This is a genomic window from Arthrobacter sp. 18067, from assembly GCF_902706295.1.
GTDB lineage: Bacteria > Actinomycetota > Actinomycetes > Actinomycetales > Micrococcaceae > Arthrobacter.
The window spans coordinates 77,237-98,827 of sequence record NZ_CACSJJ010000018.1 but is presented as its reverse complement, the minus strand read 5'-3'; the positions used below and the strand labels follow the sequence as shown (position 1 = coordinate 98,827).

The window sequence follows — 21,591 nt, the reverse complement described above, 5'->3', positions numbered from 1 at the left end:
TCCTCCGGTTCTCGCCGTGCACGAGTGCATTAACGGGTCGGGCCCCGCACTCAAGAGTGCGGGGCCCGACCGTCAAAGCGCTGACTGCCGCTTTTAGCGGAAGTCGTTGCCGAGATCGTAATCATCCAACGGGATGGCGTGGAACTCGGGAGCACCGTCGCCACCCAGGGCGTCATAGGAGAAGTCGGTGAAAGCGCTGGGGCCAGTGAACAGGCTTGCCTTTGCTTCTTCCGTCGGCTCCACAGTGACCTCTGTGTAGCGGGGCAGACCCGTACCAGCCGGGATGAGCTTACCGATGATGACGTTTTCCTTCAGGCCGAGCAGAGGGTCGCTCTTGCCTTCCATGGCCGCCTGCGTCAGGACGCGGGTGGTTTCCTGGAAGGAAGCTGCCGACAGCCAGGACTCGGTAGCCAAGGAAGCCTTGGTGATACCCATGAGTTCCGGACGACCCGAAGCCGGGGACTTGCCCTCGGATACGACGCGGCGGTTCTCGTCTTCGAAGCGGGCACGCTCTGCAAGCTCACCGGGGAGCAGGTCGGAGTCGCCGGATTCGATGACGGTTACGCGGCGCAGCATCTGGCGGACGATAACCTCGACGTGCTTGTCGTGGATACCAATACCCTGGCTGCGGTAAACGCCCTGAACTTCGTCCACGAGGAACTTCTGTGCAGCACGCGGACCCATGATGCGCAGAACCTGCTTCGGGTCCACCGGACCGTTGATCAGCTTCTGGCCGACGCTGACGTGCTCGCCGTCCTCGATGAGGAGGCGGGAACGGCGCAGTACCGGGTAGGCAATCTCTTCGGAACCATCGTCCGGAGTGATGACCAGGCGCATCTGGCGCTCGGACTCTTCGATGGTGATACGACCGGCTGCTTCAGCAATCGGTGCGACACCCTTGGGAGTACGGGCTTCGAAGAGCTCTTGGATACGGGGCAGACCCTGGGTGATGTCGTCGCCACCGCCGGCGGAAACAGCACCACCGGTGTGGAACGTACGCATGGTCAGCTGGGTACCGGGCTCACCGATGGACTGCGCGGCAATAATGCCCACGGCCTCGCCGATGTCAACGGTCTTGCCAGTGGCCAACGAACGGCCGTAGCACAGTGCACAGGTACCGACCTTGGACTCACAGGTGAGTACGGAGCGGACCTTGACCTCGGTGATGCCTGCAGCCAACAGCTGGTCGATAACGACGTCGCCGCAGTCGGTGCCGCCGGCAGCCAGGACATTACCCTGGGCATCGACGACGTCGACAGCCAGCGTACGTGCGTAAGCGCTGTTCTCGACGTTCTCGTCCAGGACGAGCTCACCATTGGAATCCGGCACGGCGATCGGCGTGAGCAGACCGCGTTCGGTACCACAGTCCTCTTCGCGGACGATGACGTCCTGCGAAACGTCCACCAGACGACGGGTCAGGTAACCCGAGTTGGCGGTACGCAGAGCGGTATCGGCCAGACCCTTACGGGCACCGTGCGTGGCGATGAAGTATTCCAGCACCGACAGGCCCTCGCGGTAGGAGGACTTGATCGGGCGAGGAATGATCTCACCCTTCGGGTTGGCCACAAGACCACGGATACCCGCGATCTGGCGGACCTGCATCCAGTTACCACGTGCACCGGAGGACACCATACGGTTGATGGTGTTCATCGGGGACAGGCTGTCACGCATCGCCTGGGCGATTTCGTTGGTTGCCTTGTTCCAGATTTCGATCAATTCCTGGCGACGCTCGTCGTCGTCGATCAGGCCCTTGTCGTACTGGCCCTGGATCTTGGCAGCCATGGCCTCGTAGCCGGCCAGGATGGCAGGCTTGGAGGTAGGCACCTCGATGTCGGAGATGGCAACCGTGACACCCGAACGGGTGGCCCAGTAGAAGCCGGCGTCCTTCAGGTTGTCCAGCGTTGCCGCCGTAACAACCTTCGGGTAGCGCTCAGCGAGGTCGTTGACGATCCGGGACAGTTCGCCCTTGTCGGCAACAGCCTCTACCCAGGGGTAATCCTCAGGCAGCGTCTGGTTGAAGATGACCTGGCCCAGGGAGGTCTGGACGAGAGCCTGCTGACCGGGCTCCCAACCTTCCGGAGCTTCCCAACCTGCGTAAGGCACGAAGTCGTCCAAACGGATCTTGACCTGGGAGTTCAGGTGCAGATCACGGGCGTCGTAAGCCATGATGGCTTCCGAAACCGAGGAGAAGATGCGGCCTTCGCCGGCAGAGCCGACGCGCTTGGTGGTCAGGTGGTACAGGCCGATGATCATATCCTGCGAAGGCAGGGTCACCGGACGGCCATCGGACGGCTTCAGGATGTTGTTCGAGGACAGCATCAGGATGCGTGCTTCGGCCTGGGCTTCCGGGCTCAGCGGCAGGTGGACTGCCATCTGGTCGCCGTCGAAGTCAGCGTTGAAGGCGCCACAAACCAGCGGGTGAAGCTGGATTGCCTTGCCTTCCACAAGCTGGGGTTCGAAGGCCTGGATGCCGAGGCGGTGCAGGGTAGGTGCACGGTTGAGCAGCACCGGGTGTTCGGTGATGATCTCTTCCAGCACGTCCCAAACCTGCGGACGGTAACGCTCGACCATGCGCTTTGCCGACTTGATGTTCTGGGCGTGGTTGAGGTCAACCAGGCGCTTCATCACGAACGGCTTGAAGAGCTCCAGGGCCATCTGCTTGGGCAGACCACACTGGTGCAGCTTCAGCTGCGGACCGACGACGATGACCGAACGGCCGGAGTAGTCAACGCGCTTGCCGAGGAGGTTCTGGCGGAAACGACCCTGCTTGCCCTTGAGCATGTCGCTCAGGGACTTCAGCGGACGGTTGCCAGGACCCGTGACGGGACGGCCACGACGACCGTTGTCGAAGAGGCTGTCAACAGCTTCCTGAAGCATGCGCTTCTCGTTGTTGACGATGATCTCCGGAGCACCCAGGTCAAGCAGGCGCTTGAGTCGGTTGTTGCGGTTGATCACACGGCGGTAGAGGTCGTTGAGGTCCGAGGTCGCGAAGCGGCCACCGTCCAGCTGGACCATCGGGCGCAGTTCCGGCGGGATCACCGGGACGGCGTCCAGAACCATGCCGAGCGGGCTGTTGTTGGTGGTCAGGAACGCGTTGACAACCTTCAGGCGCTTCAGGGCACGCGTCTTGCGCTGGCCCTTGCCGTTCTGGATGGTGTCGCGCAGGGACTCAGCCTCAGCCTGCATGTCGAAGGTCTCAAGACGCTTCTTGATGGCTTCGGCACCCATGGAGCCCTCGAAGTACAGACCGTAACGGTCGCGCAGTTCGCGGTACAGGCCTTCGTCGCCTTCAAGGTCAGCGACCTTGAGGTTCTTGAAGCGGTCCCAGACCTGCTCGAGGCGCTCGATGTCGGCGTCGGCACGCTTGCGGACGTTCGCCATCTGGCGGTCAGCGGAGTCGCGGGCCTTCTTCTTGTCGGCAGCCTTGGCACCTTCGCCTTCAAGACGGGCAAGCTCGTCTTCAAGGTCGCGGGCGATCGTGGCGATGTCGCTGTCGCGGTTGTCCACCATCTGCTTCTTCTCGAGGTCATGCTCAACCTGGAGGTTCGGCAGTTCAGCGTGACGGCTTTCGGTGTCAACGCTGGTGATCATGTAGGCAGCGAAGTAGATGACCTTCTCAAGGTCCTTCGGTGCCAGGTCCAGAAGGTAGCCCAAGCGCGAGGGAACGCCCTTGAAGTACCAGATGTGGGTTACAGGCGCAGCCAGTTCGATGTGGCCCATGCGCTCACGGCGCACCTTGGCGCGGGTGACCTCAACGCCACAACGCTCGCAAATGATGCCCTTGAAGCGGACGCGCTTGTACTTGCCGCAGTAGCATTCCCAGTCGCGGGACGGGCCAAAGATCTTCTCGCAGAAGAGGCCGTCCTTCTCGGGCTTGAGCGTGCGGTAGTTGATGGTTTCCGGCTTCTTGACCTCACCGTAAGACCATCCGCGGATGTCTTCCGCGGTGGCGAGGCCGATCTGCATGAGGCCGAAGGAGGATTCGCTGGACATATGGTCCCTGTTCTCTCTTGTTCTCTAAATTCTGAAGTCTTGGTTACGGGAAGAGGGAGCTGTTCCGACGGACAGGTGTTGAGGCTGTCCGCCGGAACAGCTGCTAGACCTCTTCTACGGAACTGGGCTCTGCACGAGACAGATCGATGCCCAGTTCTTCCGCAGCCGTGAAGACTGCGTCATCAGAGTCACGCATTTCGATCGTGGTTCCGTCGGTGGAAAGAACTTCCACGTTCAGGCACAACGACTGCATTTCCTTGATCAAGACCTTGAAGGACTCGGGAACGCCAGGCTCAGGGATGTTCTCGCCCTTGACGATGGCTTCGTAGACCTTCACACGACCATGGATGTCATCCGACTTGATCGTGAGGAGTTCCTGAAGGGTGTAAGCGGCACCGTAAGCTTCGAGCGCCCACACTTCCATTTCACCGAAGCGCTGGCCACCGAACTGAGCCTTACCACCCAGCGGCTGCTGCGTGATCATGGAGTACGGGCCGGTGGAGCGCGCGTGGATCTTATCGTCCACCAAGTGGTGGAGCTTCAGGATGTACATGTAGCCGACGGAGATCGGGTCCGGGAACGGCTCGCCGGAGCGGCCGTCGAACAGACGGGTCTTGCCGGATGAATCGATCAGGCGGTCGCCGTCACGGGTCACGTTGGTTGAGTCGAGCAGGCCCGTGATTTCTTCTTCGCGGGCGCCGTCGAACACCGGGGTGGCAACGGTGGTCTGGCCGGTTTCACGGGGCAGGTTCGGGAGGTTCTTGACCCACTCCGGCTCGCCTTCGATCTTCCAACCGGTCTTGGCAACCCAACCGAGGTGGGTTTCCAGGACCTGGCCAACGTTCATTCGACCCGGAACACCAAGCGGGTTCAGGACGATGTCCACCGGGGTACCGTCTGCAAGGAAGGGCATGTCCTCGATCGGGAGGATCTTGGAAATAACACCCTTGTTGCCGTGACGGCCGGCGAGCTTGTCGCCGTCGGTGATCTTACGCTTGGCTGCAACGTAGACGCGGACCAGCTGGTTCACGCCCGGGGGCAGTTCGTCGTCGTTGTCGCGGTCGAAGACGCGTACGCCGATGACCGTACCGGACTCGCCGTGGGGCACCTTCAGGGAGGTGTCGCGGACTTCGCGGGACTTCTCGCCGAAGATGGCGCGGAGAAGGCGCTCTTCCGGGGTCAGTTCGGTTTCACCCTTAGGGGTGACCTTTCCGACCAGGATGTCGCCGGCTTCAACCTCGGCACCAATGTGGATGATGCCGCGCTCGTCCAGGCCTGCGAGGACTTCCTCGGACACGTTGGGGATGTCACGCGTGATTTCCTCGGCACCAAGCTTGGTGTCGCGGGCATCAATTTCGTGCTCCTCGATGTGGATGGAGGAAAGAACATCCTCAGCAACAATGCGCTGCGACAGGATGATGGCGTCCTCGAAGTTGTGGCCTTCCCATGACATGAATGCCACGAGCAGGTTCTTACCGAGGGCGAGCTCACCCTGGTCCGTTGCCGGACCGTCAGCGATGATGCCGCCAACTTCAAGGCGCTGGCCTTCGTTGACCAGGACACGGTGGTTATAGCAGTTGCCCTGGTTGGAACGGGCGAACTTGTTGATGCGGTAGTTGGTCTCGGTGCCGTCGTCGTTGATCATGACAACCAGCTCGGCCGAAACCTCGGTGACCACACCTGCCTTCTTCGCGATGATAACGTCACCGGCGTCGACGGCTGCTGCGCGCTCCATGCCGGTGCCCACGAAAGGAGCCTCGGAACGGACCAGCGGCACGGCCTGGCGCTGCATGTTGGCACCCATGAGTGCGCGGTTTGCATCGTCATGCTCGAGGAACGGGATCAGGGCTGTTGCCACGGACACCATCTGGCGCGGGGAAACGTCCATGAACTGGACTTCGCCGGCGGGAACCAGAACAGGCTCGCCTCCACCACCACGGGCACGGACAAGGACGGTCTCTTCGGAGAACTTCTTGTCAGCATCCAGCGGAGCGTTGGCCTGTGCGATCAGGACCTCGGCTTCGTCGTCGGCCGTCAGGTACTGGACCTCGTCGGAAACGACACCTTCGGACACCAGGCGGTACGGCGTCTCGATGAAGCCGAACGGGTTGATGCGGCCGTAGGAAGCCAGCGAACCGATCAGACCAATGTTCGGGCCTTCAGGAGTTTCGATGGGGCACATACGTCCGTAGTGGGACGGGTGAACGTCTCGAACTTCCATGCCTGCACGGTCACGGGACAGACCACCCGGGCCAAGTGCCGACAGGCGGCGCTTGTGGGTCAGACCCGAAAGCGGGTTGTTCTGGTCCATGAACTGCGACAGCTGGGACGTTCCGAAGAACTCCTTGATGGCTGCGACAACGGGACGGATGTTGATCAGCGTCTGCGGCGTGATGGCCTCGACGTCCTGCGTGGTCATGCGTTCGCGGACGACGCGTTCCATGCGGGAAAGACCGGTGCGGACCTGGTTCTCGATCAGTTCGCCTACGGCGCGGATGCGACGGTTGCCGAAGTGGTCGATGTCGTCGACGTCGACACGAAGCTCGTGGTCTTCGCCGTCACGCTTGCCCATGAGGGTCTTCTCGCCGGCGTGGAGCGCAACGAGGAACTTGATCATGGCAACGATGTCTTCAACGTGCAGGACCGAAGCTTCCTTGTCGCCAAGGGAGCGGTCGATGCCGAGCTTGCGGTTGATCTTGTAACGGCCAACCTTGGCAAGATCGTAACGCTTGGCGTTGAAGTACAGGTTGTCCAGCAGGGACTGGGCAGCCTCGACTGTGGGCGGCTCGCCCGGACGCAGCTTGCGGTAGATGTCCAGAAGCGCGTCTTCGCGGGTCTCGGTGGCGTCCTTCTCCAGCGTTGCACGCATGGAGTCGTACTGGCCGAACTCTTCCAGGATCTGGCCTTCGGTCCAGCCGAGGGCCTTCAGGAGAACCGTTACCGACTGCTTGCGCTTGCGGTCGAGGCGAACGCCGACCTGGTCGCGCTTGTCGATTTCGAGTTCGAACCATGCACCACGGGACGGGATGATCTTCGCAGTGAAGATGTCCTTGTCACTGGTCTTGTCAGCGGTGCGCTCGAAGTAGGCGCCCGGCGAACGGACCAGCTGGGAGACAACGACACGCTCGGTGCCGTTGACGACGAACGTTCCCTTTTCAGTCATGAGGGGGAAGTCGCCCATGAACACGGTCTGCTGCTTGATTTCGCCCGTGTTGTTGTTCATGAACTCGGCCTTGACATACAGCGGTGCCGAGTAAGTGGCGTCACGGTCTTTGCATTCGGCCATGGTGTACTTCGGGTCAGCGAACTCCGGCTCGGAGAAACTCAGGGACATGGTGCCCTGGAAGTCCTCGATAGGGGAGATCTCTTCGAAGATGTCGGCAAGTCCGGAGGTGGTGGCGACGCTGAGGTCGCCCTCCTCGACAGCCTTCGCTACCCGCGCCTGCCAGCGTTCGTTTCCGACCAGCCAGTCAAAGCTGTCCGTCTGCAGGGCGAGAAGATTCGGAACATCCAAGGGTTCGTGAATCTTTGCGAATGAGAGGCGGCGGGTGGCACCATCGGTGCTTGCCGTATTAGCGGTTTCGTTATTAGAGGTGCTCGAGGCGACCAAGAGGGATCCTTCCACAGACCTTCAGGCGTTTTCAGATCTCCCCCGTTTGCATCCCGCAGAGTGCTCCGCAGGATACTTATTCCGGTTCCGCTATATGACCCGGACCCAGTCTGCTCATGGTTGTGCACGTTGAGGAACGGCACGTCAATGTCGCAGCTGAGAGGTAAAGCCCACCGCTATATGAAGGCTGAAGGTTAACAGGGAAGACGCAAATATCTACAATACGGCAAAGCAGCCTTCCTGTCTACCCCAGATCGTCCGTGATTGCAAGCACCGTTGCTGCAGGCACCTAAGCGGGCACCCCACCAAGGCTCCAGCGTGGAATCGCCGCGATGGAATGTGCGGACCGGCACAACCGTTGAAAGGGTAGGCTGGCGCACGCTCCGCGATAGCCTTGCAACACCACTCCAGGATCGGAAGAGAGACCATGACCAACTCCGCTGACGACAATGACGTTGTCATCCTTGCCGCTTCCCGTACCCCACAGGGTCGGCTTAACGGTCAACTGGCGGGGTTCACCGCCGTCGACCTCGGCGCACATGCCATCACCGCGGCCCTGTCAGCCAGTGGTGTCAAGGCCGAGCAGGTGGACGCCGTCATCATGGGCCAGGTCCTCCAGGCTGGCGCTGGCCAAAACCCTGCCCGCCAGAGTGCGATTGCAGCGGGCGTTGGCTGGAACATCCCGGCAGTGACTATCAACAAGGTCTGCCTGTCCGGGCTGACGGCCGTCATTGACGCCGCACGGATGATCCGCAGCGGCGATGCCACCGTGGTTGTTGCCGGTGGCCAGGAATCCATGACCAGGGCACCCCACATCCTGCCGGGCTCCCGTCAGGGTTGGACCTACGGTGCCATCCAGGCACTTGATGTCGCCGCCCACGACGGCCTCACGGATGCCTTCGACGGACAATCCATGGGCCTGTCCACGGAAACCAAGAACGTCACCCTCGGTATTGACCGCAAGGCCCAGGATGAGGTGGCCGCTGCTTCCCACCAGCGTGCCGCTGCCGCCATCGCTGACGGAACGTTCGACGTCGAAATCGCTCCGGTTCGCGTCAAGCAGCGCAAGGGCGAGCCTCTGGTCCTCACCACAGATGAAGGGGTGCGGCCCAACACCACAGTGGAAACCCTGGCACCGCTGAAAGCCGCCTTCGCCACGGACGGCACCATTACCGCAGGAAACTCCTCTCCCCTGTCCGACGGCGCCTCCGCACTGGTGCTGACCAGTCGCCGCTTCGCCAAGGACAACGGGCTGGATTACCTGGCCGTCGTGGGGAAGCCCGGCCAGGTTGCCGGGCCTGACAACTCCCTGCACTCCCAGCCGTCCAACGCGATAGCACAAGCATTGAAGCGGGCCGGCTGGACTGCGGAGGACTTGGACTTCATCGAGATCAACGAGGCCTTTGGCTCCGTCGCCGTCCAGTCCCTCAAAGACCTTCGTTATCCCTTGGAGAAGTGCAACATCCATGGCGGCGCCATCGCATTGGGCCACCCCATCGGGGCGTCCGGCGCGCGACTTGCACTGCACGCAGCCCACGAACTCAAGCGCAGGGGAACGGGCAAGGCCGCAGTTTCGCTGTGCGGCGGTGGCGGCCAGGGCGAAGCCCTCCTCCTGTACCGGGACTGACGAGGAACTACCACGACTGATGGGATACGACGTGAGTGAACCTGTCATGGACGGGGCCGAACGGTTCCTGGCCGACGCCGCCGCCCGCGGACTGGCCGTTGACGTCGTCGAACGTCCTGCAGCCCGCAGCCTGGAAGAGGCCGCGGGCATCTTGGGCATCAGCCCGGCAGACATCGTGAAGTCGTTGGTGGTCAAGCACCGCGACGGCAGCTTCCTCTTCGCCCTGATCCCCGGGGACCGTCAGATCTCGTGGCCAAAGCTGCGCTCCCTGGTAGGCGTCAACAAACTCTCGCTCCCCCACGCCGATGTTGCTTTGGCTGCAACCGGCTACGAACGTGGCACCATCACTCCCTTGGGCAGCACCACCCCCTGGCCGGTTTACGCTGACGCCAGCATCACGGGGCGCCGCATCTCCATGGGTGCCGGCGCACACGGCCGCAGTGCTTTCGTGGACGCCGATGCCCTGACGGCGGCGCTTGGCGCGGTGGTAGCAGACATCAGCGAACCCAACTAAGTAGCAGTAGTGCGCGTTTTGGCCCGCTGAATCATGCGGTGATCGCAACACCTGATTATTGAAGGGTGTCGATTGCCATGGTGAAGTTCACGAATCGTTTGGTCGCTGAGGTTGTTCAGTCGTTCTGGCAGCAGGTTGCTGATGGTGCCCGTTACGAAGATGCTGGCGCGTCCGTTGGGTGGTCCATCACGACGGTCCGCCGTGAGTTGAGGTCCTCGGGAGGGGTCCGGCCCCGCAGGGGCCGGACCCTGACCGGCCGGTCCCTGTCTTTCGAGGAGCGGGAGTTGATCTCGTTATGGCGGAGCAAGGAATCGGTCCGTGAGATCGCCAGAAGGCTGGGCCAGGCCCCGTCGACGATCTCCCGGGAGCTCCGGAGGAACGCAGACAAGGTCTTTTTCTACCGGGCTACCACCGCCCACGCCCGCGCCCACGCCCGGGCAGCCAGGCCCAAGACCGCTAAGCTCAACAGCAACAAACCCTTGCGCAAGGAAGTCGAAAAGCGGCTCGACAAGAAAGACTCACCGGCCCAGATCGCCGGCAGACTCCGCAAGGACTTCCCGAACAACCCGGAGATGTGGGTGTCACACGAGACCATCTACCAGTCCCTCTATCTCGAGTCCCGGGGCGGACTGAAGCGGGAACTGGTCAAGAACCTGCGCACCGGCCGGACCCTGCGCAAACCCCAACACCGCCCCGACGAACGCCGCGGCAGAATCCAGGACAAGGTCATGATCGCCGACCGTCCCGCCGAGGTCGAAGACCGTGCCGTGCCAGGGCATTGGGAAGGGGACCTGATCGTAGGCAAGGACGGAAAAACCGCCATCGGCACCATCGTGGAGCGCACAACCGGGTTCGTGATGCTCCTCCATGTCCCGACCGGAGAAAACCGTGCCGAGTCTGTTCGGGATGGACTGATCCGCAAAATGGGAGCCCTTCCCGATGAACTGAGACTCTCGCTGACCTGGGACCAAGGCACCGAGATGCGCAGGCACAAGGAAGTGAAGATCGCAGCCGACATCGACATCTACTTCTGCGATCCCCACGCACCTTGGCAACGCGGCTCGAACGAAAACACCAACGGGCTCCTGCGCCAGTACTTCCCCAAAGGCACAGACCTAAGCATCTACAGCCAAACCGACCTCGACTACGTCGCCCACGAACTCAACGACAGACCCCGCCAACGATTCGACTTCTGCACCCCCAATGAGATGATCAGAACCTTCCTGTTGCGATAACCGCTAGAAACCGCCCCCTCAAAACGCGCACAACTGCGACCTACTTGGGGGCGTTAAAGGCAGGAAGCCCCGCCCGGCGAACCGGACGGGGCTTCCACAAGCAAGACGAGTTACTTGAGGGTAACCGTTGCGCCAGCTTCTTCGAGCTGAGCCTTTGCCTTCTCTGCGGCTTCCTTGGTGGCGCCTTCGAGAACAGCCTTCGGTGCACCGTCAACCAGGTCCTTGGCTTCCTTGAGGCCGAGGGAGGTGATGGCGCGAACTTCCTTGATCACTGCGATCTTCTTGTCGCCAGCAGCTTCGAGAACGACGTCGAATTCGGTCTTCTCTTCAGCAGCTTCAGCAGCACCGCCGGCAGCGGGGCCAGCAACTGCAACAGCAGCAGCCGTAACTTCGAAGGTCTCTTCGAAGAGCTTGACGAACTCGGAGAGCTCGATGATGGTCAGTTCCTTGAAAGCTTCAATGAGCTCTTCGTTGCTGAGCTTCGCCATGGTGGCGTCCTTCCATTAGTTGGTGCAGATGCGGACCACGCCGCTCCATGCACCAGAGTTTGATTGGGGGGAGAACTTAGTTCTCTTCGGTTGCAGCTTCAGCGGCTTCGGCCGGAGCCGCAACCTCTTCAGCGGCAGCCTCAACAGCAGCTTCTTCGGCCGGAGCTTCTTCAGCGGCCGGTGCAGATGCGCCGCCCTCTTCTTCAAGCTTGAGGCGCAGAGCGTCGATGATGCGTGCAGCAGCGGATGCGGGAGCCTTGAGGACACCAGCAACACGTGCGAGCTGCAGCTCGCGGGACTCGAGGGCTGCCAGTGCGGCAACTCCTGCTGCGTCCAATGCCTTGCCTTCGAAGACGCCGGTCTTGATAACCAGCTGCTTGTTGGCCTTGGCAAAGTCCGTCAGGCTCTTGGCAGCAGCAACAGCGTCACCCTTGATGAAGGCGATTGCAGTGGGGCCGGCAAGCTGATCGTTGAATGCTTCAACACCAGCTTCCTTGGCTGCAATTGCACTCAGGGTGTTCTTGACGACCGAGAACTTGGTGTCCTGGCCGAGCGCAACACGCAGTTCCTTGAGCTGTGCAACAGTGAGCCCGCGGTATTCGGTCAGGACAGCCGCGTTCGATTCCTTGAAATCGTTGGTGATCTCTGCAACTGCGGAGATCTTGCTAGGCGTTGTCATAACCCTCCTTCCGGGGAATAAAGCCGGTCTTCCGGGTCCCCGCTCACGAGAGCTAAAACTAAAAAACGCCCCGCGCAGATGCACGGGGCTTGGCTCAACACAGTTTGATCCGTGGAGACTAGCTTCGTTCACCTGCGCCGGCCGCCCTATGTTCAGGGTCCTTCGTCAAGGAATTCACTGTGGCCTCAAGGGCGTAGCTGCAGAATTGAGCTGTGCTCTAAAGAGTGGATTCCCATCAACCGACGGTCTTTGGTACTTCAAGGCTACGGGACAGTGCTCCCCAAACCAAATCGAGGCCAGGACTAGTCAGATGACGTCGTGCCCGTACTCCGCCCGGGAAGTTCCTTCTGCCACAGGCCCGTAACGCCCGCAGTGGTGAAACCAAGCTGCTTGTTCACGGTGAGGAGGTAGCGGTTCTCGGGTGCATTCCACGTGTAGATCACCCGGGCATCGGGAAACTGCTCGCTGAGCCGTTCCATGTTCGAGACTTTGATCAGCAGACCGAGCTTGTTGCCCCGGTGTTCCTGCAGGACCAACGTGTCGTCCTGGAAAACCACGTCCTGTCGGTGCGCCAGGACGCTGATGGTGGTCAGGCCCACCAGCCTTCCGCTCTCAACATGCTCGACGGCGGTGACCACCGTGCGTCGGCCCTGCGCCAAGGCTGCGTCTTCCGTTTCGCGGAGGATAACGGGGTCAAAAATCATACCGCTTGCCTCTACTTCAGGGGCCTCGTCCTCCCCCTCATCACGGACAACTTCGCCGGCAGCGTTCTCCAACGCCGCCACCGCCTCCAGCCAAGGTTCCGGGCAGCGGTCAGTCCAGTGGTGAAGGGCATACCGGCCACCGTTGGCTTCCTCGGCTTCGAGCTGCAGGTCACCTACGAGCTTGGAATCAAGGGGAAGCGCGCAGGAACTGAACTGCTCAATGTGCTGGAGGGTATAGCCGGCGCGCTTGGCGAAATCCACCTCCCTGCTGCTTACGGGAACAAAGCCCGCGCCGCTGCCGGGTATCAGCTGGTCCTCAGGAACCTCGGTCAGCGATGTTGCCGGATGGTTCGTGTCCACCAGGATCATGGTGCGGCCTTCTGCCCGGGCCAATTGTTCCGCTGCTTCCAGAAGTTGGCGCCCGACCCCTTGGCTTTGGTATTCGGGCAGGATGTCCAAGGTGAACTCGGCCAGGTCCATGTTGTCCGCCAAAGGCAAGGCAATGTCCACGGTACCAACGATCGCGCCGTCCACCTTGGCCACCAGGATGATCTGGCGTTCATAGGGATCGGAGAACTCAAGCAGCTTTTCCAGTGGCGTGTAGGCGAGGTCGTCGCTCCCCCACGTTTCCATGCGTACCCGGCGGCCGACTTCCACGGCGTCCAGGAAGTCAGTGGCGTCGGGGCTGTCCAGGGTGTCAGGCACCCACAGCTGCTCGACTTGAACGGTCTTCGCCTCGTCTACAGTCATTCCAGCCGTTTCTGCCATTCGCCTTCAAAGCCGGAAGGCTTGAATCCAAGGGCGATATTTATGGCCAGCATATGCCGGTTTTCATTGGCGTTCCATGTCATCACCGACGTGGCGTCAGGCCACAGCTCCTTCGCGCGACGAAGATTGGCGATCTTGACCACCATCCCCAGACGGTGGCCCCGGTGTCCTGGCGCCACCAAAGTGTCCTCCTGGTAGATCAGGGCAGGCAACGCCTCCCGGTGCGTGAGGACCGTGTAGGCCGCCAGTTCACCCGTGGCATCGTGACGCGCAACCGCCACCACCGAGTCAACACCGCTTGCGGTCCAGGTGGACTCCTCCTGACGCACCCGTGCGGCATCCCATTCCTCGCCTTCCCAGCCAAGGCCTGCAATCGGCACCTCGGTGCTCATGAGGCTCTTGAGCCGTGCGAAGACGTCCACCAGTTCGGCGGGGCACCTTTCCCGCCACGCAATGACGCTGTACCCGGCGGCCCGCTGTGTTGCCTCAGCATCGAGTTTCCGCAGCACTTCCTCCTCGACGGGGAAGGGCAGCGTGCTGTTGGTTTCGACTTGTTCCAGCGAGTATCCATGATGAAGGGCGAACCGGGTGGATGCCGAATCCAAGGGGACGCCGCCCGTTCCGGACTTCGCGTCCAGCAGCGCAGGGCCTTCGGAGACCGGCACGATTGGCTCCTCGCAATACGCGTCAAAGGAGATACGGTCCCGTCCGCGCGCCAACTGCTCCATCATCCCGAGGATCGTAGACCCGAAGCCGCGCCGCCGAAAAGGTGGGTGGACAAGGACGTCCACACCCGCCGTCGTCGTGTTTTCACTCAGTGGAAGGGTCAAGGTTCCACTGCCCACTACGGCGCCATCAAGATACGCCAGGAAAACCTGCCGCTCTTCGTAGGCGTTGCCCAGCCAGAAGAGGACAGACTCGGCCAGGGTGGGGCTGCGGTCCTGGTTCCCCCACAGTTCCATGGCGTGGGCGACGATCAGCCCGTGAAATGCCCGGAAGTCGGACGCACCAGACGCGTCAGGACTTTCGGGGACGGCTATCCGCTTAACGGACAAGCCGCCATTGACAGAAGAGTTCGACGACGACACGCACCATAGCCTACGGCGCACCTCCGGCGGTGAACAGGTCAGGACAAGAAGTCCAGACAAGAAAAAGGACCGCCCGGCATAGCCGGACGGTCCTTTTCTCAGAGCCAGTGCTCGCGAAGCTTACGCGTCGGTGAGAACCTTGGTGACGTTCGGGTCAACGGTGATGCCCGGACCGAACGTGGTGGCAACGGTAGCCTTCTGGATGTAGCGGCCCTTGGAAGCGGAAGGCTTCAAACGAAGCACCTCTTCCAGTGCAGCTGCGTAGTTCTCAGCCAGCTTGTTGACGTCGAAGGAAACCTTGCCAATGATGAAGTGCAGGTTCGAGTGCTTGTCGACGCGGAAGTCGATCTTGCCGCCCTTGATGTCGTTGACAGCCTTGGTGACATCCGGGGTAACCGTACCGGTCTTCGGGTTCGGCATCAGGTTACGCGGGCCGAGGACCTTACCGAGGCGGCCAACCTTGCCCATGAGGTCAGGGGTTGCCACTGCGGCGTCGAAGTCGGTCCAGCCGGCTGCGATCTTTTCGATCAGGTCATCGGAACCAACGAAGTCGGCGCCGGCAGCGATTGCTGCTTCAGCCTTGTCGCCGGTTGCGAAAACGAGGACGCGGGCGGTCTTACCGGTGCCGTGCGGCAGGTTGACGGTGCCACGAACCATCTGGTCGGCCTTACGAGGGTCGACGCTTAGGCGGAAAGCGACCTCAACGGTTGCGTCGAACTTGGAAGGGTTGGTGTCCTTCGCGAGGGTGATGGCTTCGATCGGGGCGTAGACCTTGTCTGCCTCGATCTTGGCTACGGCTGCCTCATATGCTTTGCTGCGCTTTGCCATGCTGCTGTTTCTCCTTGTGCAGTTGTGGTCTGCGGACCGCGCTGGGCCCTGCCACAGTCGTGGATCCGGCAAGGATCCTGCGACATTTCAATGTTTCAGATGCCGGTTGCCCGGCGGGTGAAGGCTGGAATTAGCCTTCTACGGTGATGCCCATGGAGCGGGCGGTGCCTGCGATGATCAAGGCGGCTGCCTTGATGTCGTTGGCGTTGAGGTCTTCCATCTTGGTGGAAGCAATTTCCTCGACCTGCGCCTGGGTCAGCTTGGCAACCTTGACGGTGTGCGGGGTAGCCGAACCCTTGGCAACGCCTGCAGCCTTCTTGATGAGCTCTGCAGCCGGCGGGGTCTTGGTGATGAAGGTGAAGGAACGGTCTTCGTAGACCGTGATTTCGACCGGGATAACGTTTCCGCGCTGGGATTCCGTTGCAGCGTTGTACGCCTTGCAGAATTCCATGATGTTGACACCGTGCTGGCCAAGCGCAGGACCGATCGGCGGAGCCGGGTTAGCGGCACCTGCCTGGATCTGCAGCTTGATGAGGCCGGTGACCTTCTTCTTGGGAGCCAATGTAGGGTCCTTCTCTCAATAGCTTCCTGGGACACAGGAGCGCGTCCCAGGTTTTTGGCCGCCATGGCGAGGCGGCCGGCCGCTCCCGAACTGCTAAGCAGGCAGGACTGGAGCGAAATTTTGGAATCAGCTAGATCTTGGTGACCTGGTTGAATGCGAGCGTCACCGGGGTTTCGCGCTCGAAGATCGAGACCAGGACCACCAGGGTCTGGGACTCGGGCTTGATCTCGGAGATCGTTGCCGGAAGCGTCTCGAACGGGCCTTCCTTGACGATGACCGACTCGCCGACCTCGAAGTCGACGGCCACGGGAGCCTGGTTCTGCTTGTTGACCGGCTTGCCCTGCTCTGCCTGCTCTTCTTCGAAGACCGGGGCAAGCATGGAGAAGACCTCGTCAAGGCGCAGCGGGACGGGGTTGTGGGCGTTGCCCACGAAGCCGGTGACGCCGGGGGTGTGACGAACGGCGCCCCAGGAGGCGTCGGTCAGGTCCATGCGGACCAGTACGTAACCGGGAATGCGAACGCGGTTGATGACCTTGCGCTGCGCGTTCTTGATCTCGACGACCTCTTCCATGGGAACCTGGATTTCGAAGATGTAATCTTCCATGTCCAGGGTCTGGATGCGGGTCTCGAGGTTGGCCTTCACGCGGTTCTCGTAACCGGCGTAGGAGTGGATGACGTACCAGTCACCTTCCTGGCGGCGCAGCTTGGCCTTGAATTCTTCAGCCGGATCAGCAGGCGCTGCAGCAGCAGCGGCTGCCAGGTCGTCGCCGTCGGACTCTTCCGAGGCGTCGTCTTCGTCTGCAACATCGCCGGACGCGTCATCAGACTCGTCGTCAACGTCAGCTTCGAAGTCCTCTTCGGAATCGTCGGCGTCGGCAGATTCGGGCGCAGCAGAATCAACCTCGGACTCTTCCACAGCCTCAGCTGCGGCGCCCTCAGTTTCTTCCAGCTCAGTCTCGTTTACCTCGAGCTCCTGCTCAGACACTTGGTCTCCTGCTTCCTCATTGCCTAACATGCCTATTTAAATGGCTCAATTCCGCAAACCCCGCAAAATCCCTGAATTACCAAGGAATTTCACACAGTTTGCGGACAGATCCGCTTAGCGGTCCGTAGCCCCAGACCCACCGAAGACCCAGCTGACTCCCGTGCCGAAGGCCAGGTCCAGAAGAGTGACGATGAGCATCATGATGGCCACGAACACCAGCACCACGAGCGTGTAATTGATCAGTTCCTTGCGGGTGGGTGCAACGACTTTCTTCAGTTCACCAATGACCTGGCGGACGAAGAGCGCAATACGGGCAAAGAAACCGCGATCGGCTTTCTTGGCGGGACGGCCCTTCGAGCTGCTGGCAGCTGTTTCGGTCACCTGGTCCTCACTCACCTTGCAAAGTCGTTGACCCGACTCTGATCAGAGCCATGGTTGCTGCGCATGTCCCGGCGTTTCCGCCGGGACAGCTTGCGCAGGGCAGACAGGACTCGAACCTGCAACCTGCGGTTTTGGAGACCGCTGCGCTACCAATTGCGCCACTACCCTATGGATCGAATCCATGTTTCAGGCCGCACTTCAGCCTGTGGTGCTTTTCAACACCGGTGAACCAGTCTACGCAAGAATTTCGCGATAGTCGAACCGGCTCAATTCCGGCCCTCCCAGCGCCAAAAACCTGTGACCAGCATTACCAGTCACAAAGTCCGGCGGTCGCCCGGGAGGTCCGCAGAACAGCATAAGGTAGTTTACGTCGAATCCCATCATCCAGCCCACGAGCTGCCTGCGAAGAACGGTACATAGATGTCTGCCGGAACAACTACCGCCCGCATTTCACAGCGAATCTCCGCCATCGCCGAGTCCGCCACCCTTGCCGTTGACGCCAAGGCCAAGGCACTGAAGGCCGCGGGGCGCCCCGTGATCGGTTTCGGTGCCGGTGAACCCGATTTCCCCACCCCGGATTACATTGTCCAGGCCGCCATCGAAGCTGCCGGCCAGCCGAAGTACCACCGCTACTCCCCCGCGGGCGGCCTCCCCGAGCTGAAGAAGGCCATCGCGGAGAAGACCCTGCGGGACTCCGGTTACCAGGTTGACCCTTCCCAGGTCCTCGTCACCAACGGTGGCAAGCAGGCGGTCTACAACACGTTTGCCACTTTGGTGGATCCGGGCGACGAGGTCATCATCCCGACCCCGTTCTGGACCACCTACCCGGAAGCCATCCGCCTCGCCGGCGGCGTCCCTGTGGAAGTTTTCGCCGGTCCCGAGCAGGGCTACCTCGTGACGGTTGAGCAGCTTGAAGCCGCCGTGACTGACAAGACCAAGATCCTGCTGTTCGTTTCCCCATCCAACCCCACCGGCGCCGTGTACAGCCCGGAACAGGTTGCCGAGATCGGTAAGTGGGCCGCAGCCAAGGGCCTCTGGGTTGTCACCGATGAAATCTACGAACACCTCACGTACGACGGCGTTGAGTTCACCTCCATCGCCACCGCGGCTCCGGAGTTGGGCGACAAGGTTGTCATCCTCAACGGTGTGGCCAAGACCTATGCCATGACCGGATGGCGTGTGGGCTGGATGATCGGCCCGGCAGACGTCATCAAGGCTGCCACCAACCTGCAGTCGCACGCGACGTCCAACGTCTCCAACATCATGCAGATCGCCGCCGCCGCCGCCCTCACGGGTCCGCTGACCGCCGTCGACGAGATGAAGGTGGCCTTCGACCGCCGCCGCAAGGCGATCGTCGCCGGCCTCAATGCGATCGAAGGCGTTGAGTGCCCGACGCCGACCGGCGCCTTCTACGTATACGCTGACGTCCGTGGGTTGCTGGGTAAGGAATTTGAGACCTCCAACGGCCCTGTCCGCCCCTCCACATCGGCCGAACTTGCCACCCTGATCCTCGACGAGGTTGAAGTAGCTGTGGTTCCAGGCGAGGCCTTCGGGCCCTCCGGCTATGTGCGTCTGTCCTACGCGCTCGGCGACGAGGACCTCGCTGAAGGTGTCCGTCGGATGCAGGAATTCCTGGGCAAAGCCAAGTAGTAACCGGCAAACGCAAACGCTCTTCCACCATGACAGGTGGAAGAGCGTTTCCGTTTAAGGGGCGGAACGTGAGAGAGCGATCGGGAAAACCGGGCGGGACGTGAGAGAGCGTCAGAGGAGGCGGCGCTCGGCCGCCCACTTGGTGAGTTCGTGGCGGCTGGAGAGCTGGAGCTTCCTGAGGACTGCGGAGACGTGCGTTTCCACGGTCTTGATGGAGATGAACAACTCCTTGGCGACTTCCTTGTAGCTGTAACCCCGTGCGATGAGCCGCATGACTTCGAGTTCGCGGGCAGAGAGTTTGTCCAGTTCGTCGTCCGCTATGTCCGCCGGAGCGGTCCCGAAGGCATCCAGCACGAAGCCCGCCAGCCGCGGCGAGAACACGGCATCGCCATCGGCTACCCGGATCACAGCGTCGGAGATCTCCTTGCCGGAAATGGTCTTAGTGACATAGCCACGTGCACCGGCACGGATCACGGAGACCACGTCCTCCGCTGCGTCGGAGACACTGAGCGCCAGGAAGCTGGTGGTGCCCAGCAGCGCGGCCGATCCGGCAATGACCTCCCGGCCGCCACCGCCCAGTCCACCTGGGAGGTGGACGTCCAAGAGCACCACCTCCGGACGGGCTTCGGCAATGACGGCAATTGCCTGTTCCACAGTCCCGGCTTCGCCGACGACATTCATGCGGGCGTCGAGATCGGCCTTCAGCCCGGACCGGAAAATCGTGTGGTCATCCACGATGACCACACGCACGCTGCGTCCTGGACCACCGTCGGGGTTGGTGTTCATTGCTTCGCTTCTCCATTCCGCGATTCGTTGTTCCGGGCTTCATTGTTCCGGGCTTCATTGTTCCGGGCTTCATTGTTCCGTTGTTCGCCCACGTCGCCATTGGCGGACGGCAGCGTCAGACGGACTTCAGTGCCGTCGTCGCTGCTGTTGATGGTTGCAGTGCCGCCGTGCCGCTTCATGCGGCCAATGATCGATTCCTTGACGCCCAACCTGTCGTCCGGGACAGCATCGGGATCGAAACCGGGGCCCCGGTCCTTGATGAAGATCTCCGTACTGCCGGCGGTACTCTCCAAATATACGGACACCGTTCCGCCGCCATGCCGTGCGGCGTTGAGCATCGCTTCCCGCGCTGCCTGCACCATGGCCTCATGCCGGTCCGTCATGTCGGTATCGCCGACAGTCACCACCTCCACCGCATGGCCGTGGGAGTCTTCCACTTCTGCCGCGACGGCCTTGATGCGCTCGGCCAGGAGGCCTGATTCCTTGGCGGCATCGCTGAAGAGCCAGGCCCGGAGTTCGCGCTCCTGCGCCCTGGCCAGCCGGACCACGTCCTGCTCGGAACCGGCCCTGCGCTGGATGAGTGCCAGGGTCTGGAGTACGGAGTCGTGCAAATGGGCCGCGATCTCAGCGCGCTCAGTTTCGCGGATTCGGCCTGCCCGCTCAGTTTCCAGGTCCTTCCAAAACTTGAGGCCCCAGGGCAGCAGGACCAAGGCGACGCCGCCCAGGACGGCCACGGACGCCAGCAACGCCAGCCAAGTCTGTTCCCATGATCCCGAACCGGACACCATCACCAGCACCCCTGCCACCACCAACGCCAGGCCTGCCGCGAGGCGGACCCATCCGCCGGCTTGGTCGGCCTTGGTCTTGTCCACCAGGCCGGCCCTGCGGGTTTCGTCAAGCTGCATCCAGGCGATCGCCGCACCACCCAGGATGGCTGCCGCCGGAATGAGGGTACCCAAAGGAACGTCGACGCCGAACTGGCGGGCGATCAGTATGGCCGCCACCAGGAGAAGAGCCGCGCCCAGCAGGATTTCCTTGCCGTACTGGATCCGCCGGAAAGAGAACCACGACGCCAACGAATTCTCAGCGCCACTGCCGGCCCAGTTCCAGGAGGAAGAGGCGCTGCCAAACGCTGCAGGCTGAGCGGGAGGAACCGAACCGGAGCCCGGGACGGAACTGCTGCCTCGGGCCGGACCGCGGGGAGGGACAACGCCGCCGCGGGGGACAGAACCATGGACCGGAGGGAGGCCGGCCGCCAACGGCGAGGGCCCGGCGTCGTACGCTTTAGGCGCCCGAGCACCTCCAAAGCTGGGTGCGGACACACCAGCGGACCCACCAATGGGTGCCGATGCAGGCGGCAGGCTCACCGCAGGAGCAATGGGCGACGCCGGCCGGCGGGCATTGCGCTTGGCGTTCTCATCCGCGGTAGGAACCATGGTCCACAGCCATGCATAGAAGGCCACGCCTGCCCCGCCGGCGAAACAGGCAAGGATCATGCCAAGGCGGACGAACTTGACCGGCCAACCCAAGTGATCGGCCAGTCCGCTGCAGACGCCCGCGATCATGCGGTCGCTGCTGCGGACCAGCACGGGGCGTTCTACGGCGGTTGTCATGTACCAATCCAAACACGGATCAGGGTGACCCGGACCGGAAACCAGCGTTGTTCGGGGGTCCCTCAGGGATCATTCAGGGT

Annotated in this window: 16 protein-coding genes and 1 tRNA gene; 4 read left to right on the top strand and 13 right to left on the bottom strand. The window is 61.8% G+C overall.

Annotated elements, in window-relative coordinates:
• Window positions 1-93: 93 nt before the first annotated feature.
• Together GVL04_RS17650 and rpoB are read right to left on the bottom strand one after the other, a co-directional pair.
• On the bottom strand, window positions 94-3,993 hold the full coding sequence (locus GVL04_RS17650) for a DNA-directed RNA polymerase subunit beta' (RefSeq protein WP_159706966.1): 3,900 nt from the start codon (window positions 3,991-3,993) through the stop codon (window positions 94-96).
• 103 nt (window positions 3,994-4,096) lie between these two features.
• Window positions 4,097-7,603, bottom strand: coding sequence for a DNA-directed RNA polymerase subunit beta (gene rpoB / locus GVL04_RS17645; RefSeq protein WP_159706964.1), 3,507 nt, complete (start codon window positions 7,601-7,603; stop codon window positions 4,097-4,099).
• Between the two features lie 427 nt (window positions 7,604-8,030).
• Here rpoB and GVL04_RS17640 point away from each other — a divergent pair, with 427 nt between their 5' ends.
• The 3 genes from GVL04_RS17640 (at window position 8,031) to GVL04_RS17630 (ending at window position 10,979) form a co-directional block, all read left to right on the top strand.
• On the top strand, window positions 8,031-9,230 hold the full coding sequence (locus GVL04_RS17640) for an acetyl-CoA C-acetyltransferase (RefSeq protein ID WP_159706963.1): 1,200 nt from the start codon (window positions 8,031-8,033) through the stop codon (window positions 9,228-9,230).
• A 46-nt stretch (window positions 9,231-9,276) separates the two neighbouring features.
• The gene (locus GVL04_RS17635; RefSeq protein WP_235036339.1) at window positions 9,277-9,744 is read left to right on the top strand and encodes an aminoacyl-tRNA deacylase; all 468 of its coding nucleotides are present in this window, start codon (window positions 9,277-9,279) and stop codon (window positions 9,742-9,744) included.
• Window positions 9,745-9,821: 77 nt separating this feature from the next.
• Window positions 9,822-10,979: an IS30 family transposase gene (locus tag GVL04_RS17630; protein ID WP_159706959.1), complete on the top strand. Its 1,158-nt coding sequence runs from the start codon at window positions 9,822-9,824 to the stop codon at window positions 10,977-10,979.
• A 110-nt stretch (window positions 10,980-11,089) separates the two neighbouring features.
• On the opposite strand, the gene rplL is transcribed toward GVL04_RS17630, so the two are convergent.
• The 9 genes from rplL to GVL04_RS17585 form a co-directional block, all read right to left on the bottom strand.
• Window positions 11,090-11,467, bottom strand: a complete 378-nt coding sequence (gene rplL, locus GVL04_RS17625) for a 50S ribosomal protein L7/L12 (protein ID WP_090817745.1) — start codon at window positions 11,465-11,467, stop codon at window positions 11,090-11,092.
• A 76-nt stretch (window positions 11,468-11,543) separates the two neighbouring features.
• The gene (gene rplJ / locus GVL04_RS17620; protein ID WP_089595808.1) at window positions 11,544-12,146 is read right to left on the bottom strand and encodes a 50S ribosomal protein L10; all 603 of its coding nucleotides are present in this window, start codon (window positions 12,144-12,146) and stop codon (window positions 11,544-11,546) included.
• A 302-nt stretch (window positions 12,147-12,448) separates the two neighbouring features.
• Window positions 12,449-13,600, bottom strand: coding sequence for a GNAT family N-acetyltransferase (locus tag GVL04_RS17615; protein WP_235036336.1), 1,152 nt, complete (start codon window positions 13,598-13,600; stop codon window positions 12,449-12,451).
• Complete coding sequence (locus GVL04_RS17610) at window positions 13,597-14,706, bottom strand: GNAT family N-acetyltransferase (RefSeq protein WP_159706955.1); 1,110 nt, start codon at window positions 14,704-14,706, stop codon at window positions 13,597-13,599. Before GVL04_RS17610 ends, GVL04_RS17615 begins: the two co-directional genes overlap by 4 nt.
• A 120-nt stretch (window positions 14,707-14,826) precedes the next feature.
• Entirely contained in the window at window positions 14,827-15,534 is a 708-nt protein-coding gene (rplA, locus tag GVL04_RS17605) for a 50S ribosomal protein L1 (protein WP_159706953.1), read from the bottom strand.
• A gap of 130 nt (window positions 15,535-15,664) precedes the next feature.
• Window positions 15,665-16,096, bottom strand: a complete 432-nt coding sequence (gene rplK / locus GVL04_RS17600; RefSeq protein WP_011775609.1) for a 50S ribosomal protein L11 — start codon at window positions 16,094-16,096, stop codon at window positions 15,665-15,667.
• 130 nt (window positions 16,097-16,226) lie between these two features.
• On the bottom strand, window positions 16,227-17,081 hold the full coding sequence (gene nusG / locus GVL04_RS17595; protein WP_159706951.1) for a transcription termination/antitermination protein NusG: 855 nt from the start codon (window positions 17,079-17,081) through the stop codon (window positions 16,227-16,229).
• Between the two features lie 114 nt (window positions 17,082-17,195).
• Entirely contained in the window at window positions 17,196-17,477 is a 282-nt protein-coding gene (gene secE / locus GVL04_RS17590; protein ID WP_024817604.1) for a preprotein translocase subunit SecE, read from the bottom strand.
• A gap of 80 nt (window positions 17,478-17,557) precedes the next feature.
• A tRNA-Trp gene (locus tag GVL04_RS17585) sits at window positions 17,558-17,630 on the bottom strand.
• A 252-nt stretch (window positions 17,631-17,882) separates the two neighbouring features.
• On the opposite strand from GVL04_RS17585, the gene GVL04_RS17580 reads away from it, so the two are divergent.
• Window positions 17,883-19,112 carry a pyridoxal phosphate-dependent aminotransferase gene (locus GVL04_RS17580; protein ID WP_159706949.1) on the top strand — a complete coding sequence of 410 codons (1,230 nt, stop codon included), beginning with the start codon at window positions 17,883-17,885 and terminating at the stop codon, window positions 19,110-19,112.
• A 111-nt stretch (window positions 19,113-19,223) separates the two neighbouring features.
• Here GVL04_RS17580 and GVL04_RS17575 read toward each other — a convergent pair whose 3' ends face one another.
• Both GVL04_RS17575 and GVL04_RS17570 read right to left on the bottom strand, forming a co-directional pair.
• On the bottom strand, window positions 19,224-19,898 hold the full coding sequence (locus tag GVL04_RS17575; protein ID WP_159706947.1) for a response regulator transcription factor: 675 nt from the start codon (window positions 19,896-19,898) through the stop codon (window positions 19,224-19,226).
• Window positions 19,895-21,511, bottom strand: a complete 1,617-nt coding sequence (locus GVL04_RS17570) for an ATP-binding protein (protein WP_159706945.1) — start codon at window positions 21,509-21,511, stop codon at window positions 19,895-19,897. Before GVL04_RS17570 ends, GVL04_RS17575 begins: the two co-directional genes overlap by 4 nt.
• Between the last annotated feature and the right edge of the window lie 80 nt (window positions 21,512-21,591).

Bases quoted from the DNA above. Each gene is read 5' to 3' on its own strand.
- GVL04_RS17570 (WP_159706945.1), bottom strand. From the start codon at position 21,511: ATGACAACCGCCGTAGAACGCCCCGTGCTGGTCCGCAGCAGCGACCGC.
- rplJ (WP_089595808.1), bottom strand. From the start codon at position 12,146: ATGACAACGCCTAGCAAGATCTCCGCAGTTGCAGAGATCACCAACGAT.
- GVL04_RS17575 (WP_159706947.1), bottom strand. From the start codon at position 19,898: ATGAACACCAACCCCGACGGTGGTCCAGGACGCAGCGTGCGTGTGGTC.
- GVL04_RS17650 (WP_159706966.1), bottom strand. From the start codon at position 3,993: ATGTCCAGCGAATCCTCCTTCGGCCTCATGCAGATCGGCCTCGCCACC.
- rplL (WP_090817745.1), bottom strand. From the start codon at position 11,467: ATGGCGAAGCTCAGCAACGAAGAGCTCATTGAAGCTTTCAAGGAACTG.
- GVL04_RS17580 (WP_159706949.1), top strand. From the start codon at position 17,883: ATGTCTGCCGGAACAACTACCGCCCGCATTTCACAGCGAATCTCCGCC.
- GVL04_RS17640 (WP_159706963.1), top strand. From the start codon at position 8,031: ATGACCAACTCCGCTGACGACAATGACGTTGTCATCCTTGCCGCTTCC.
- GVL04_RS17615 (WP_235036336.1), bottom strand. From the start codon at position 13,600: ATGACTGTAGACGAGGCGAAGACCGTTCAAGTCGAGCAGCTGTGGGTG.
- rplA (WP_159706953.1), bottom strand. From the start codon at position 15,534: ATGGCAAAGCGCAGCAAAGCATATGAGGCAGCCGTAGCCAAGATCGAG.
- GVL04_RS17630 (WP_159706959.1), top strand. From the start codon at position 9,822: ATGGTGAAGTTCACGAATCGTTTGGTCGCTGAGGTTGTTCAGTCGTTC.
- GVL04_RS17635 (WP_235036339.1), top strand. From the start codon at position 9,277: ATGGACGGGGCCGAACGGTTCCTGGCCGACGCCGCCGCCCGCGGACTG.